Origin of the sequence: Citrobacter sp. Ce129, assembly GCF_030334545.1 — a bacterium.
In the GTDB taxonomy this organism is placed as follows: Bacteria; Pseudomonadota; Gammaproteobacteria; order Enterobacterales; family Enterobacteriaceae; genus Citrobacter; species Citrobacter europaeus.
Genome location: NZ_JAOWDS010000073.1, coordinates 602,880 through 617,822, shown reverse-complemented (window position 1 = coordinate 617,822; position 14,943 = coordinate 602,880). Strand labels below are relative to the sequence as shown.

The window sequence follows — 14,943 nt, the reverse complement described above, 5'->3', positions numbered from 1 at the left end:
CATCCAATTTGTGATACTTATGTCCGAATCAAAAAATGAACTAGAAACATTGCTGGAGCAAGCGGCGACAGAGCCTGCGCATCGTCCGGCATTTTTCCGTACTTTACTGGAATCCACCGTCTGGGTACCGGGTACCGCCGCTGAAGGTGAGGCGGTGGTTGAAGACAGCGCCCTCGATCTGCAGCACTGGGAGAAAGAAGACGGCACGACCGTGATCCCGTTCTTCACCTCTCTGGAAGCCCTGCAACAGGCGGTGGAAGATGAACAAGCGTTTGTCGTGATGCCGGTGCGTACGTTGTTTGAAATGACGCTCGGCGAAACGCTGTTTCTCAACGCGAAACTGCCGACCGGCAAAGAATTTATGCCGCGTGAGGTAAGCCTGCTGATGGGGGAAGAGGGTAATCCGCTGAGCACCCAGGAAGTACTCGAAGGCGGTGAATCGCTGATCCTCTCTGAAGTCGCTGAGCCGCCAGCGCAGATGATTGACTCGCTGACCACGCTGTTTAAAACCATCAAGCCGGTAAAACGCGCGTTTCTCTGCTCAATCAAAGAAAGCGCGGAAGCCCAGCCGAATCTGCTGATTGGTATTGAAGCGGAAGGGGATATTGAAGAGATCATCCACGCTGCGGGCAGCGTCGCAACCGATACGTTGCCGGGTGATGAACCCATTGACATCTGCCAGGTGAGGAAAGGCGAGAAGGGCGTCAGCCACTTTATCACTGAGCACATCGCCCCGTTCTATGAGCGCCGATGGGGTGGTTTCCTGCGCGACTTTAAACAGAACCGGATTATCTAAATTGTAGGCCGGATGAGCGAAGCGCTATCCGGCTTTTCCTGCTTTATAATTTCGGTTCTACCGGTAAATCACTCCGCGCTCCCCATTCGCTCCATGCGCCGTCATACAATGCGACGTTAGAAACGCCCAGCGTGGCAAGCGCCAGTACCACGACAGCAGCCGTTACGCCAGAGCCGCAGCTGGCGATAATGGGGCGGTCAAAGCTTACGCCGTGGCTGAAGAAAATAGCATCCAGTTCGTCGGTGGTTTTCAGTTCACCGTCACGAACCAGCTCTGTCCACGGTACGTTAAGCGCACCGGGCACATGACCACGTTTCAGGCCTGGACGCGGCTCGTCAACTTCAGCATTAAAACGCGCAGCCGGACGGGCATCGACGATCTGCGCCGTTTTTTCATGACTGGCCAGCAGCACATCAGTGACGCGCACGACGGCTTCAGGCGTAAATGCCACGTTAAATTCACCTTCAGGTAAATCCTCATCTCCTTCCTGGAGCATTAGCTCATCACGCTGCCAGCCTGCCAGACCGCCCGCCAGAATGGAGACATTCTCGACGCCAAAAGTCCGCAGCATCCACCATGCGCGTGGAGCGGAAAACAGATTTCCGTCATCGTAGACAATCAGATGCTTATCCTGATCAACGCCCAGCTCACGCATAGCTACAGCAAAGGCTTCCGGGCGCGGCATCATATGCGGTAGCGGTGACGTATGGTCGGAAAGCGCTTCAATATCAAAAAAGACTGCGCCAGGAATATGGCCCGCACGATACTCCTCGCCAACATCGCGATCTTCCTGTCCTGGAGGTGCCATCCGGGCATCAAGAATTTGTATTTCCGGGTCGTCAATGTGTTCGGCAAGCCAGTCGGCAGCGACAAAGAAGGCGGTGGTCATAGGCATCTCCATTTTTACCAGGTTTTGGTAAATTGTCGGACGTTTAGTACAAAGCGACAAGTAAAAGAGGCTGATTTGTCAGGCGAATCCACATTAATCACTAAAATTAGGACAACGTTGTACAGTTACTGGCTTCCACAGCCGGAAATCTGACGCATAATAGTTGTTCTACGTAGCTAACGGGCCACTACGGCCAGGGATGAAAAATGAAACATTTACGCGTAGCGGCCTGCATGCTGATGCTGGCACTGGTTGGGTGCGATAATAATAATGAAAAATCACCGACGGCTGCGAAACCTGACTCGCCAGCTTCCCAGACTGCGCCAGTAAAAGACAAGGCCCAATTACAAAAGCTGATGCAGCAAAGCCAGGGCAAGTCGCTGACGCTGCTGGATGCCTCAGAGGTCCAGCTCGACGGTGCGGCAACGCTCGTGTTGACCTTCTCCATTCCCCTCGATCCAGAACAAGATTTTTCCCGCGTCGTGCACGTTGTTGATAAAAAAAGCGGCAAAGTGGATGGTGCCTGGGAGCTGGCGCCAAATCTGAAAGAGCTACGCTTACGCCATCTCGAACCCAACCGGGAACTGGTGGTGACTATTGAGCGTGATTTGTTGGCGCTGAATAAAGCGACGTTCTCTATAGATTATGAAAAAAACATTACCACCCGCGACGTTCAGCCAAGCGTAGGGTTCGCCAGTCGTGGCTCGCTGCTGCCGGGAAAAGTGATTGAAGGGCTGCCGGTTATGGCTCTTAACGTTAACAGCGTGGATGTGAACTTCTTTCGCGTGAAGCCTGAGTCGCTCGGCGCGTTTGTCAGCCAGTGGGAATACCGCAATTCGTTGGCAAACTGGGAGTCCGACAATCTGCTGAAAATGGCTGAACTGGTTTATACCGGACGCTTTGACCTCAATCCGGCGCGTAACACCCGTGAGAAGCTGCTGCTGCCGCTGAGCGATATCAAGCCGTTGCAGCAAGCGGGCGTTTACATCGCTGTGATGAATCAGGCTGGGCAATACAACTACAGCAATGCCGCGACGCTGTTTACGCTCAGCGATATTGGTGTATCGGCGCACCGTTACCACAATCAACTGGATGTCTTTACGCAGAGTCTTGAAAACGGCGCCGCGCAGCAGGGTATTGAGGTCACGTTACTCAACGAAAAAGGGCAGACGCTGGCGCAGGCAACCAGCGACACTCAGGGTCATGTAACGCTTAAGACTGATAAAGACGCGGCCTTATTGTTGGCCCGCAAAGACGGACAAACCACGCTGCTGGATCTGAAGCTTCCGGCGTTGGACCTGGCTGAGTTTGATATTGCCGGTGCGCCGGGATACAGCAAACAGTTCTTTATGTTTGGTCCCCGTGACCTCTATCGGCCTGGCGAGACGGTGATCCTCAACGGATTACTGCGTGACAGCGACGGTAAAACGTTACCCGACCAGCCAGTGAAGCTGGAAGTCGTTAAGCCCGACGGACAGGTCTTACGCTCGGTAGTTAGCCAGCCGGAGAACGGCCTGTACCGCTTTAGCTGGCCGCTGGACAGCAGCGCGCCAACCGGTATGTGGCATATTCGTGCCAATACAGGCGACAACCAGTCGCGGATGTGGGATTTCCACGTTGAAGATTTTATGCCGGAGCGGATGGCGCTCAATCTCACCGCCAGCAAAATGCCGGTAGCGCCAACTGATGAAGTGAAGTTCTCGGTAGTGGGCTACTACCTGTACGGCGCGCCCGCTAACGGCAATGCCCTGCAAGGGCAGCTTTTCCTGCGCCCGCTGCGCGAAGCGGTGCAGGCATTACCAGGGTTCCAGTTTGGTAATATTGCCGAAGAAAACCTTTCCCGCAGTCTCGATGAAGTGCAGTTGACGCTGGATGATCACGGTCGCGGCGAAGTGACCACCAACAGCCAATGGCAGGAGACACATTCTCCGTTACAAGTGATCCTGCAAGCCAGCCTGCTGGAATCAGGTGGCCGTCCGGTAACGCGTCGGGCTGAACAAGCCATCTGGCCTGCGGACACACTGCCGGGTATTCGCCCGCAGTTTGCGGCAAAAGCCGTTTATGATTACCGCACCGATACCACCGTGAATCAGCCTATTGTCGATGAAGACAGCAACGCTGCTTTCGATATTGTGTATGCCGATGCGCAAGGCGATAAAAGAGCGGTGTCCGGCTTGCAGGTGCGTTTGATCCGTGAACGTCGTGATTATTACTGGAACTGGTCTGAAGGCGAGGGCTGGCAATCACAGTTCGATCAAAAGGATCTTGTTGAGGGTGAGCAGACCCTGGATCTTAAAGCGGATGAGACCGGTAAAGTCAGCTTTCCGGTTGAGTGGGGTGCCTATCGTCTGGAAGTCAAAGCCCCGAATGATGCGGTGAGCAGCGTACGCTTCTGGGCGGGTTATAGCTGGCAGGATAACAGCGACGGCAGTGGGGCAGTGCGTCCCGATCGCGTGACCCTGAAACTTGATAAACCCAGCTATCGTCCTGGCGATACCATGAAGCTACACGTTGCCGCTCCCGCTGCTGGCAAAGGTTATGCAATGGTGGAATCCAGCGAAGGCCCGCTGTGGTGGCAAGAAATAGACGTACCGGCGGATGGTCTCGATATCTCCATCCCGGTCGATAAAGCCTGGAATCGCCACGATTTGTATCTCAGTGCGCTGGTGGTTCGTCCTGGCGACAAGTCCCGTTCGGCAACGCCAAAACGGGCGGTCGGCTTACTACATTTACCGTTAGGCGATGAAAACCGTCGTCTGGCGCTGTCCCTGGAAAGCCCGGCGAAAATACGGCCAAATCAGCCGTTGACCGTCAAGATTAAAGCCAGCGTTAAAAATGGCGAGGTGCCAAAACAGGTTAATGTGCTGGTCTCAGCCGTCGACAGCGGGGTGTTGAACATTACCGACTACGCCACGCCGGATCCGTGGCAGGCGTTTTTCGGGCAAAAACGCTATGGTGCAGATATTTATGATATTTACGGCCAGGTGATCGAAGGGCAAGGGCGCCTGGCGGCGCTGCGCTTTGGTGGTGATGGCGATGAATTAAAACGCGGCGGTAAGCCACCGGTCAATCACGTCAATATTGTGGCGCAACAGGCGCTGCCGGTTACGCTTAACGAGCAGGGCGAAGGTACGGTGACGTTACCGATTGGTGATTTCAACGGCGAGCTGCGGGTAATGGCGCAAGCCTGGACGGCGGATGACTTTGGCAGCAGCGAAAGCAAAGTGATTGTCGCCGCGCCGGTGATTGCTGAACTGAACATGCCGCGCTTTCTGGCAGGGGGCGATACCTCGCGTCTGACGCTGGATGTGACCAACCTGACTGACAAACCACAAACGCTGAATATTAAGCTCGCGGCCAGCGGTCTGCTGGAACTCATGGGGCAAGATCCCGCCCCGGTGAATCTGGCGCCAGGCGTACGGACTACGCTGTTTATTCCGGTGCGCGCGCAGGAGGGTTTTGGCGATGGTGAAATTCAGGCAGAAATTAGCGGTCTGACTTTACCGGGTGAAACGCTGCCTGTGCAGCATAAACAGTGGAAGATTGGCGTGCGACCGGCATTCCCGGCGCAAACCGTGAATAACGGCGTCGCACTTCAGCCGGGGGCAACCTGGCAGCTTCCGGTCGAAGAACTGACCAATTTCTCCCCAGCGACGATGCAGGGGCAATTGCTGTTTAGCGGTAAGCCGCCGCTGAATCTGGCGCGCTACATCCGCGAACTGAAAGCCTACCCTTACGGTTGCCTCGAGCAAACGGCGAGCGGGTTGTTCCCTTCTTTATATACCAACGCCGCGCAGCTGAAGGTGTTAGGTATCGCGGGTGATAGCGATGAAAAACGCCGTGCGGCAGTAGAAATTGGTATTTCTCGTTTACTGCAAATGCAGCGTGATAACGGCGGTTTTGCGCTGTGGGATAAAAACGGATCGGAAGAGTACTGGCTGACCGCGTATGTGATGGATTTCCTCGTGCGAGCGAATGAACAGGGCTACAGCGTCCCAGCGGAGGTGATTAACCGGGGTAACGAGCGGCTGCTGCGCTATTTGCAGGATCCGGGCATGATGTCGATTCGCTATACCGACGACGCATCTGCAAGCCGATTTGCCGTACAGGCCTACGCCGCGCTGGTGCTGGCTCGTCAGCAGAAAGCCCCGCTCGGCGCGCTGCGTGAGATCTGGGATCACCGTGCACAGGCCGCTTCCGGTTTACCGCTGTTGCAACTGGGGATCGCGCTGAAAAACATGGGCGATGCCAACCGCAGTGAACAGGCGTTGACCCTGGCGCTGAATACACCACGTCGCGACGCGCAGCAGTGGATGGCGGATTACGGCAGCCAGCTGCGCGACAACGCGCTGATGCTGGCCTTGCTGGAAGAGAACAAACTCAAACCTGACGTGCAGAATACCTTGCTGAACACCTTGTCAGAACAGGCCTTTGGGCAGCGCTGGCTCTCTACTCAGGAAAATAATGCGCTGTTCCTTGCCGCGCGTACGTTACAGGCCTTGCCAGGCACATGGCAGGCGCAAACGTCACTCTCTGAACAACCGTTAGCCGGGGAGAAATCACAGACGCGGAATCTGGATGCCGATGCGTTGTCTACGCTGAGCGTCACCAATACCGGTAATCTGCCACTGTGGCTGCGTCTGGATGTGAGCGGTTACCCGCAAACCTCACCGACGCCTGCCAGCAACGTTTTGCATATTGAGCGTCAAATCCTGGGGCTCGACGGAAACAGCAAATCGCTGGATTCTCTGCGCAGCGGCGAGCTGGTGCTGGTCTGGCTGGAGGTGAAAGCCAGCCAGAATGTACCGGATGCGCTGGTGGTCGATCTACTGCCAGCCGGCCTGGAGCTGGAAAACCAGAATCTGGCCAACGGCAGCGCAAGCCTGCAGGATAGCGGTAGCGAAGTAGCGAATCTGCTCAATCAGATGCAACAAGCGGATATCCAGCACGTTGAATTCCGTGACGATCGCTTTGTTGCCGCGGTGGCGGTCAATGAAGGACAACCGGTTACGCTGGTGTATCTGGCGCGGGCGGTAACGCCGGGGACCTACCAGGTTCCTGTCCCGCAGGTGGAATCAATGTATGTTCCGCAGTGGCGCGCGACCGGTGCGACAGAGGGACTTTTGATTGTCAGACCGTAAATGATGCGCGGGTTGGGTAAACGCGGCTGCTGGCTCTGGGTGGCAGCCGTTGCGCTATTGTTTCTGGCGGCGGTTTGGGCGGCAGATAAAATCTGGCCGCTGCCGCTGCACGAAGTCGATCCGGCACGGGTCGTGGTGGCGCATGATGGTACGCCGCTGTGGCGCTTCGCCGATGCGGACGGTATCTGGCGTTATCCGGTGGCTATTGATGAGGTATCGCCTCGCTACCTTGAGGCGTTAATTAACTACGAAGACCGCTGGTTCTGGAAACATCCCGGTGTCAATCCGTTTTCCGTGCTGCGCGCAGCGTGGCAGGACCTCTCCTCTGGGCGTGTGGTTTCGGGCGGCAGTACGCTCACCATGCAGGTAGCACGATTACTCGATCCCCATCCGCGAACCTTCGGCGGCAAGTTCCGCCAGCTCTGGCGCGCATTGCAGCTGGAATGGCACCTCTCCAAGCGCGACATCCTGACGCTGTATCTTAACCGTGCGCCATTTGGCGGTACGCTGCAGGGCGTGGGGGCGGCAAGCTGGGCCTATCTTGGCAAATCGCCCGCGCAATTGAGTTATTCCGATGCTGCGCTGCTGGCGGTGCTGCCCCAGGCGCCGAGTCGTCTGCGCCCGGACCGTTGGCCGGATCGCGCGCAAGCGGCGCGCAATAAAGTGCTCGAACGTATGGCGACGCAGGGCATTTGGCCAGCCAGACAGGTACAGGAGTCGCGTGAAGAACCGGTCTGGTTGGCGCCCAGACAAATGCCGCAGTTAGCGCCGTTATTCTCGCGCATGATGCTGGGAAAAAGCCGAAGCGATAAAATCGTGACCACCCTTGACGCCGGGTTGCAGCGCCAACTGGAAGAGCTGGCGCAAAACTGGAAGGGGCGCTTACCTGCACGCAGTTCGCTGGCGATGATTGTGGTCGATCACACCGATATGAGCGTGCGTGGCTGGGTGGGGTCGGTAGATATGAATGACGACTCCCGCTTTGGTCATGTGGATATGGTGAATGCGATCCGTTCGCCGGGCTCGGTGCTAAAGCCGTTTGTATATGGTCTGGCGTTGGATGACGGACTCATTCATCCTGCTTCGTTGTTGCAGGATGTACCTCGGCGAACCGGGGACTATCGACCAGGGAATTTTGACAGCGGTTTTCATGGACCGGTGAGTATGAGCGAAGCACTGGTAAGGTCGTTGAATTTACCCGCCGTGCAGGTACTCGAAGCCTATGGCCCGAAGCGTTTTGCCGCATCGTTACGTAACGTTGGCTTACCGCTGTATCTACCCGCAGGGGCAGCGCCGAATCTGTCGCTGATTTTAGGCGGCGCGGGGGCAAGGCTTGGTGATATGGCCGCAGCATACAGCGCCTTTGCTCGCCAGGGAAAAGCGGGAAAACTGCGTCTGCAGCCGGGCGACCCACTGCTTGAACGTCCGTTGATGTCGGCGGGCGCGGCGTGGATTATTCGCCGTATTATGGCCGATGAAGCGCAACCGCTACCGGATAACGCTTTGAGCAGAGTGGTCCCGCTGGCGTGGAAAACGGGCACCAGCTATGGCTATCGCGATGCGTGGGCGATTGGTGTTAACGCTCGTTATGTGATCGGTATCTGGACTGGCAGACCAGACGGAACGCCAGTTGTGGGCCAGTTTGGATTTGCCAGTGCCGTGCCGCTGCTTAATCAGGTCAATAATCTTCTGCTCTCTCGCGGGACAAATCAGCCGGAAGATCCGCGTCCGGTATCCGTTAGCCGTGGCGTGGTGTGCTGGCCTGGTGGGCAATCTCTTGCGCCCGGTGACAGCAACTGTCGACGTCGTCTGGCAACCTGGATACTGGACGGCAGCCAGCCGCCAACGTTGCTATTGCCCGAGCAGGAGGGGGTGAGCGGCATTCGTTTCCCCGTCTGGCTGGACGAAGAAGGCAAACGTGTGGCGGCAGATTGCCCGCAGGCGCGCGAACAAACATTAATCGTCTGGCCTTTACCGCTGGAGCCATGGCTGCCGGAGTCAGAACGCCGTAGGGCGAGATTACCACCGGTTTCTGCCACGTGTCCGCCGCTGGGGCAGGACGATTCGCTGCCGTTGCAGTTGACAGGGGTGCGTGATGGCGCGATTGTGAGGCGTTTACCCGGTTCTGCACAAGCCTCATTGCCGGTACGAACCACCGGCGGGTCAGGTGAGCGCTGGTGGTTTCTCAATGGCGAAAGGCTGGATGAACGCGGACAACATCTTACGCTACGGCTGGCGACGAAAGGGGATTATCAACTGCTGGTGATGGATGACGCCGGGCAGGTGGCGACGGTGAGATTTTCGATGCAGTAGATCAGTTGGTGACTGTTTGTTGCTAAAATTCATCTTATTTTAAAGAAATGTTACCTTCATCAATAGTCAATTGCCGGGATGCTCTTTATAATCCGCGCCAGGTAAACCACAACAAAACATCTTTTTCAGAGGTAATCATGGCTATTGAACGTACTTTTTCCATCATCAAACCAAACGCGGTGGCAAAAAACGTTATTGGCAGCATCTTTGCGCGCTTTGAAGCAGCAGGGTTCAAAATTGTCGGTACTAAAATGCTGCACCTGACCGTTGAGCAGGCGCGCGGCTTCTATGCTGAGCATGACGGCAAGCCATTCTTTGACGGTCTGGTTGAATTCATGACTTCCGGTCCGATCGTTGTTTCTGTTCTGGAAAGCGAAAATGCCGTACAGCGTCACCGCGACCTGCTCGGCGCAACCAACCCGGCAAATGCGCTGGCGGGTACTCTGCGTGCAGACTACGCTGACAGCTTCACCGAGAACGGTACTCACGGTTCTGATTCCGTTGAATCTGCAGCGCGCGAAATCGCCTATTTCTTTGGTGAAGGCGAGGTTTGCCCGCGCACTCGCTGATAAGCTCGTCCTGTAGGCCGGATAAGCGTTTGCGCATCCGGCTCTGCTTTGCCTGATGGCGCCGCTGATGCGTCTTATCAGGCCTACGATCTTCCTTTACATATTATTTTCGCTAATGCTTCGTGCAAACGTGGCATCCCTGCGCCAGACTTTGTACAATGCAACGCCCCGGAAGAGCAGATCGCTTGCCGGGGCGTTTCTTTTTAACCCTCCACGGGCCACAACGTGTAACAACGAGGCCGGAAAAAATTATGTCTGAATTAGTTAACACCTCTGAAGTCGTCATTCCTGCGGTTCCAAATAAAAATGGAAAAATTAACCTGCTGGATCTGAACCGTCAGCAAATGCGCGAATTCTTCAAAGAGATGGGCGAAAAACCGTTTCGTGCCGATCAGGTCATGAAGTGGATGTACCACTATTGCAGCGATAACTTTGATGACATGACTGACATCAATAAGGTGCTGCGTAACAAGCTGAAAGAAGTGGCTGAAATTCGCGCCCCGGAAGTGGTGGAAGAGCAGCGTTCTTCTGACGGTACGATCAAATGGGCCATTGCAGTTGGCGATCAGCGCGTTGAAACGGTGTATATCCCGGAAGACGATCGCGCGACCCTGTGTGTTTCTTCACAGGTCGGTTGTGCATTAGAGTGTAAATTCTGCTCTACGGCGCAACAGGGCTTCAACCGTAACCTGCGGGTATCGGAGATCATTGGTCAGGTCTGGCGCGCGGCGAAAATCGTCGGGGCGGTGAAGGCTACGGGCGTGCGTCCTATTACCAACGTGGTAATGATGGGGATGGGCGAGCCGCTGCTCAACCTGACTAACGTGGTGCCGGCGATGGAAATCATGCTGGATGACTTCGGTTTCGGGCTGTCCAAGCGCCGCGTCACGCTCTCCACGTCAGGCGTGGTCCCTGCGCTGGATAAGCTGGGCGATATGATTGACGTCGCGCTGGCAATTTCTCTGCATGCGCCGAACGATGAAATTCGTGACGAAATTGTACCTATCAATAAAAAGTACAATATCGAAACATTCCTTGGCGCGGTTCGTCGTTATCTGGAGAAATCCAACGCTAACCAGGGACGTGTGACCATTGAGTATGTGATGTTAGATCACATCAATGATGGCACTGAACACGCGCATCAGTTGGCCGAGCTGCTGAAAGATACGCCGTGTAAAATTAACCTGATCCCGTGGAACCCGTTCCCGGGCGCGCCGTATGGTCGTAGCTCTAACAGCCGTATCGATCGTTTCTCCAAAGTGTTAATGAGCTATGGTTTTACTACCATCGTGCGTAAAACACGTGGCGATGACATCGATGCTGCCTGCGGTCAGCTGGCGGGCGACGTTATCGACCGTACCAAGCGTACTCTGCGTAAGCGTATGCAGGGCGACGCTATCGACATTAAGACCGTTTGATGTTGAGTGCACTACGGTACAATTCATGTACCGTAGTGTAATGTAAGCCATATGAGGTTTTTTGTTGTCGTCGTCAGGTCAATAATAACGGTGCGTTTTTGTCGACTTTAAGGCAGTATGTAACGGCGCAACAAGCGTTTAGCCCTCAGGCTTACGCTGTTTTGTCATTGATAGTCTGACCGTTTTATACTGTCTGACGAAGGTTAACTGACCAGATGTTTCGCGGTGTGGGTGAGCATTGTGGCTCGCCGGCATCAGAACCCAAATTTACGCAGCTGTAGCGAATGAATACTGAAGCCACGCACGACAAAAATGAAGCACTATCCACCGGCGTTCGTCTGCGCAATGCCCGTGAACAACTCGGATTCAGCCAGCAGGCAGTCGCGGAGCGACTTTGCCTGAAGGTCTCCACGGTACGCGATATTGAAGAAGATAAGGCGCCAGCCGATCTCGCTTCAACATTCCTGCGCGGGTACATCCGTTCTTATGCGCGTCTGGTGCATATTCCTGAAGAAGAACTGTTGCCAGGGCTGGAAAAACAGGCTCCGATTCGTCCTGCCAAAGTCGCGCCGATGCAGAGCTTCTCGCTCGGTAAGCGTCGTAAGAAACGCGACGGCTGGTTAATGACCTTTACCTGGCTGGTACTGTTTGTCGTTGTCGGGCTGACAGGCGCCTGGTGGTGGCAAAACCATAAAGCGCAGCAGGAAGAGATCACCACCATGGCCGATCAATCCTCCGCTGAGCTGAATGCCGGTAAAGAGGGGGCGCAGAACGTACCGTTAGATACCAGCGCCGCAGCGGGCCAGGAGACGACTCCGGCACCGGACGATGGTGCAGTGGCGGACGCAGCGCCTACGGCAGATGCGGCAGCGACCCCGGCACCTGCCGCTGATGCGCAGCAGAACGCCGTTGTGGCGCCTTCTCAGGCTAACGTCGATACCGCAACCGCAGCGCCAACTACCGCAGCACCGCTGCCGACCGATCAGGCTGGCGTGACTACGCCAGCTGCCGATCCTAACGCGCTGGTGATGAACTTTACCGCCGATTGCTGGCTGGAAGTCACCGATGCGACCGGTAAAAAACTGTTCAGCGGGATGCAGCGTAAAGACGGCAATCTGAACCTGACCGGTCAGGCGCCGTACAAACTGAAAATTGGCGCTCCGGCGGCAGTGCAGATTCAGTTCCAGGGTAAACCTGTCGATCTGAGTCGTTTTATCAGAACTAACCAGGTTGCGCGTCTGACCGTTAATGCCGAACAATCACCGGCTCAGTAACAGACGGCAATGCGGGAGATTTTTTAATGCATAACCAGGCTCCAATTCAACGTAGAAAATCGACACGCATTTACGTTGGGAACGTGCCGATCGGCGATGGCGCGCCCATCGCCGTACAGTCGATGACCAATACGCGTACCACGGATGTGGAAGCGACGGTTAATCAGATCAAAGCGCTGGAACGCGTAGGCGCAGATATTGTTCGTGTTTCTGTACCGACAATGGATGCCGCAGAAGCGTTCAAGCTTATCAAACAGCAGGTTAACGTCCCGCTGGTTGCCGATATTCATTTCGACTATCGTATCGCGCTGAAGGTGGCGGAATACGGCGTTGATTGTCTGCGTATTAACCCTGGCAATATCGGTAATGAAGAGCGTATTCGCATGGTAGTGGACTGCGCTCGTGATAAAAATATTCCTATCCGCATCGGCGTTAACGCCGGATCGCTGGAAAAAGATCTGCAGGAAAAATACGGTGAACCTACGCCGCAGGCGCTGCTGGAATCCGCTATGCGCCACGTGGATCACCTCGATCGTCTGAACTTCGATCAATTCAAAGTCAGCGTTAAAGCGTCTGACGTTTTCCTCGCCGTTGAATCCTATCGCCTGCTGGCGAAACAGATCGATCAACCACTGCATCTGGGGATCACCGAAGCCGGTGGCCTGCGTAGCGGTTCGGTGAAGTCCGCCATCGGCCTTGGCCTGCTGCTATCTGAAGGGATCGGCGACACGCTGCGTGTTTCTCTGGCGGCCGATCCGGTGGAAGAGATCAAAGTAGGCTTCGATATTCTGAAATCGTTGCGCATTCGCGCGCGCGGGATCAACTTCATCGCTTGCCCAACCTGTTCGCGTCAGGAGTTTGACGTTATCGGTACGGTTAACGCGCTGGAGCAACGTCTGGAAGATATCATTACGCCAATGGACGTTTCGATCATCGGTTGCGTGGTAAACGGTCCTGGGGAAGCGCTGGTTTCTACGCTGGGTGTGACGGGCGGTAACAAGAAAAGCGGTCTGTATGAAGACGGCGTGCGTAAGGACAGGATCGATAACGACGACATGATTACGCAGCTTGAAACCCGCATTCGCGCTAAAGCAAGCATCCTGGACGAAGCGCGTCGTATCGACGTGCAGCAGCTTGAAAAATAACAACGTGATGGGAAGCGGCGTGCTTCCCGTGTATGATTGAACCCGCATGGCGCCCGTATTGTTCGGGTTAGCGCTGAGGGTTCATTTTTATATTCATAAAGAGAATAAACGTGGCAAAAAACATTCAAGCCATTCGCGGCATGAACGATTATCTGCCTGGCGAAACCGCCATCTGGCAGCGCATTGAAGGCACTCTCAAAAACGTGCTCGGTAGCTACGGTTACAGTGAAATCCGCTTGCCGATTGTAGAGCAGACCCCGTTATTCAAACGCGCGATCGGTGAAGTCACCGACGTGGTTGAAAAAGAGATGTATACCTTTGAGGACCGTAATGGCGACAGCCTGACGTTGCGTCCTGAAGGGACTGCGGGCTGCGTACGCGCCGGCATCGAACATGGTCTCCTGTACAATCAGGAACAGCGTCTGTGGTATATCGGGCCGATGTTCCGCCACGAACGTCCGCAGAAGGGACGCTATCGTCAATTCCATCAGCTGGGTGTCGAAGTGTTTGGCCTGCAAGGCCCGGATATCGATGCGGAACTGATCATGCTGACTGCTCGCTGGTGGCGCGCGCTGGGTATTTCTCAGCATGTCAGCCTGGAGCTGAACTCAATCGGTTCGCTTGAAGCCCGCGCAAACTACCGTGATGCGCTGGTCGCCTACCTGGAACTGCACAAAGAGAAACTGGACGAAGACTGCAAGCGTCGTATGTACACCAACCCGCTGCGCGTTCTCGACTCCAAAAACCCGGAAGTACAGGCGCTGCTCAACGACGCGCCTGCACTCGGCGACTATCTGGATGACGACTCTCGCGAGCACTTCGCGGGTCTGTGCAAACTGCTGGAGTCCGCAGGTATTGCCTATACCGTCAATCAGCGCCTGGTTCGTGGTCTTGATTACTACAACCGCACCGTATTTGAGTGGGTCACCAGTAGCCTGGGCTCTCAGGGTACCGTGTGCGCCGGTGGGCGTTACGACGGTCTGGTTGAGCAACTTGGCGGTCGTGCAACTCCGGCCGTGGGCTTTGCCATGGGCCTCGAACGTCTTGTTTTGTTAGTTCAGGCAGTTAATCCGGAATTTATTGCCTCCCCTGTTGTCGATATATACCTGGTCGCTTCGGGGACGGACACGCAGTCGGCGGCAATGCGGCTTGCAGAACGTCTGCGCGATGAAGTTCCAGGTGTGAAACTAATGACCAACCACGGCGGCGGCAACTTTAAGAAACAGTTTGCCCGCGCCGATAAGTGGGGCGCCCGCGTTGCACTGGTACTGGGCGAGTCCGAAGTGGCTGACGGTACTGTTGTAGTGAAGGATTTGCGCTCTGGTGAGCAAACGGCAGTAGCGCAGGATAGCGTTGCCGCGCATTTGCGCACTCTACTGGGCTAAGGAGAAGGACAGC

Annotated in this window: 9 protein-coding genes; 8 read left to right on the top strand and 1 reads right to left on the bottom strand. The window is 55.4% G+C overall.

The genetic code is table 11. The features are described from left to right. Window positions 1–19: 19 nt before the first annotated feature. Window positions 20–796 carry an enhanced serine sensitivity protein SseB gene (sseB, locus tag OGV77_RS22445; protein ID WP_075145824.1) on the top strand — a complete coding sequence of 259 codons (777 nt, stop codon included), beginning with the start codon at window positions 20–22 and terminating at the stop codon, window positions 794–796. A 43-nt stretch (window positions 797–839) separates the two neighbouring features. Here sseB and sseA read toward each other — a convergent pair whose 3' ends face one another. Then, a complete protein-coding gene (sseA, locus tag OGV77_RS22440) occupies window positions 840–1,685 on the bottom strand; it encodes a 3-mercaptopyruvate sulfurtransferase (RefSeq protein WP_043017190.1) in 846 nt (281 codons plus the stop codon). A gap of 206 nt (window positions 1,686–1,891) precedes the next feature. On the opposite strand from sseA, the gene OGV77_RS22435 reads away from it, so the two are divergent. From OGV77_RS22435 to hisS, 7 genes are all read left to right on the top strand, one after another. After that, window positions 1,892–6,826 carry an alpha-2-macroglobulin family protein gene (locus OGV77_RS22435; protein WP_286502978.1) on the top strand — a complete coding sequence of 1,645 codons (4,935 nt, stop codon included), beginning with the start codon at window positions 1,892–1,894 and terminating at the stop codon, window positions 6,824–6,826. Then, window positions 6,827–9,139, top strand: a complete 2,313-nt coding sequence (gene pbpC / locus OGV77_RS22430; RefSeq protein WP_087050919.1) for a peptidoglycan glycosyltransferase PbpC — start codon at window positions 6,827–6,829, stop codon at window positions 9,137–9,139. Between the two features lie 137 nt (window positions 9,140–9,276). Continuing rightward, the gene (ndk, locus tag OGV77_RS22425; RefSeq protein ID WP_003037710.1) at window positions 9,277–9,708 is read left to right on the top strand and encodes a nucleoside-diphosphate kinase; all 432 of its coding nucleotides are present in this window, start codon (window positions 9,277–9,279) and stop codon (window positions 9,706–9,708) included. A gap of 251 nt (window positions 9,709–9,959) precedes the next feature. Further along, entirely contained in the window at window positions 9,960–11,126 is a 1,167-nt protein-coding gene (gene rlmN, locus OGV77_RS22420; RefSeq protein WP_003037713.1) for a dual-specificity RNA methyltransferase RlmN, read from the top strand. A gap of 284 nt (window positions 11,127–11,410) precedes the next feature. Next, the gene (gene rodZ / locus OGV77_RS22415) at window positions 11,411–12,400 is read left to right on the top strand and encodes a cytoskeleton protein RodZ (RefSeq protein WP_043017187.1); all 990 of its coding nucleotides are present in this window, start codon (window positions 11,411–11,413) and stop codon (window positions 12,398–12,400) included. Window positions 12,401–12,426: 26 nt separating this feature from the next. Further along, on the top strand, window positions 12,427–13,545 hold the full coding sequence (gene ispG, locus OGV77_RS22410; protein ID WP_043017186.1) for a flavodoxin-dependent (E)-4-hydroxy-3-methylbut-2-enyl-diphosphate synthase: 1,119 nt from the start codon (window positions 12,427–12,429) through the stop codon (window positions 13,543–13,545). 110 nt (window positions 13,546–13,655) lie between these two features. Beyond that, window positions 13,656–14,930, top strand: coding sequence for a histidine--tRNA ligase (gene hisS, locus OGV77_RS22405; protein WP_043017185.1), 1,275 nt, complete (start codon window positions 13,656–13,658; stop codon window positions 14,928–14,930). Window positions 14,931–14,943: the final 13 nt, after the last annotated feature.

Bases quoted from the DNA above. Each gene is read 5' to 3' on its own strand.
- rlmN (WP_003037713.1), top strand. From the start codon at position 9,960: ATGTCTGAATTAGTTAACACCTCTGAAGTCGTCATTCCTGCGGTTCCA.
- sseA (WP_043017190.1), bottom strand. From the start codon at position 1,685: ATGACCACCGCCTTCTTTGTCGCTGCCGACTGGCTTGCCGAACACATT.
- sseB (WP_075145824.1), top strand. From the start codon at position 20: ATGTCCGAATCAAAAAATGAACTAGAAACATTGCTGGAGCAAGCGGCG.
- ispG (WP_043017186.1), top strand. From the start codon at position 12,427: ATGCATAACCAGGCTCCAATTCAACGTAGAAAATCGACACGCATTTAC.
- pbpC (WP_087050919.1), top strand. From the start codon at position 6,827: ATGATGCGCGGGTTGGGTAAACGCGGCTGCTGGCTCTGGGTGGCAGCC.
- OGV77_RS22435 (WP_286502978.1), top strand. From the start codon at position 1,892: ATGAAACATTTACGCGTAGCGGCCTGCATGCTGATGCTGGCACTGGTT.
- ndk (WP_003037710.1), top strand. From the start codon at position 9,277: ATGGCTATTGAACGTACTTTTTCCATCATCAAACCAAACGCGGTGGCA.
- rodZ (WP_043017187.1), top strand. From the start codon at position 11,411: ATGAATACTGAAGCCACGCACGACAAAAATGAAGCACTATCCACCGGC.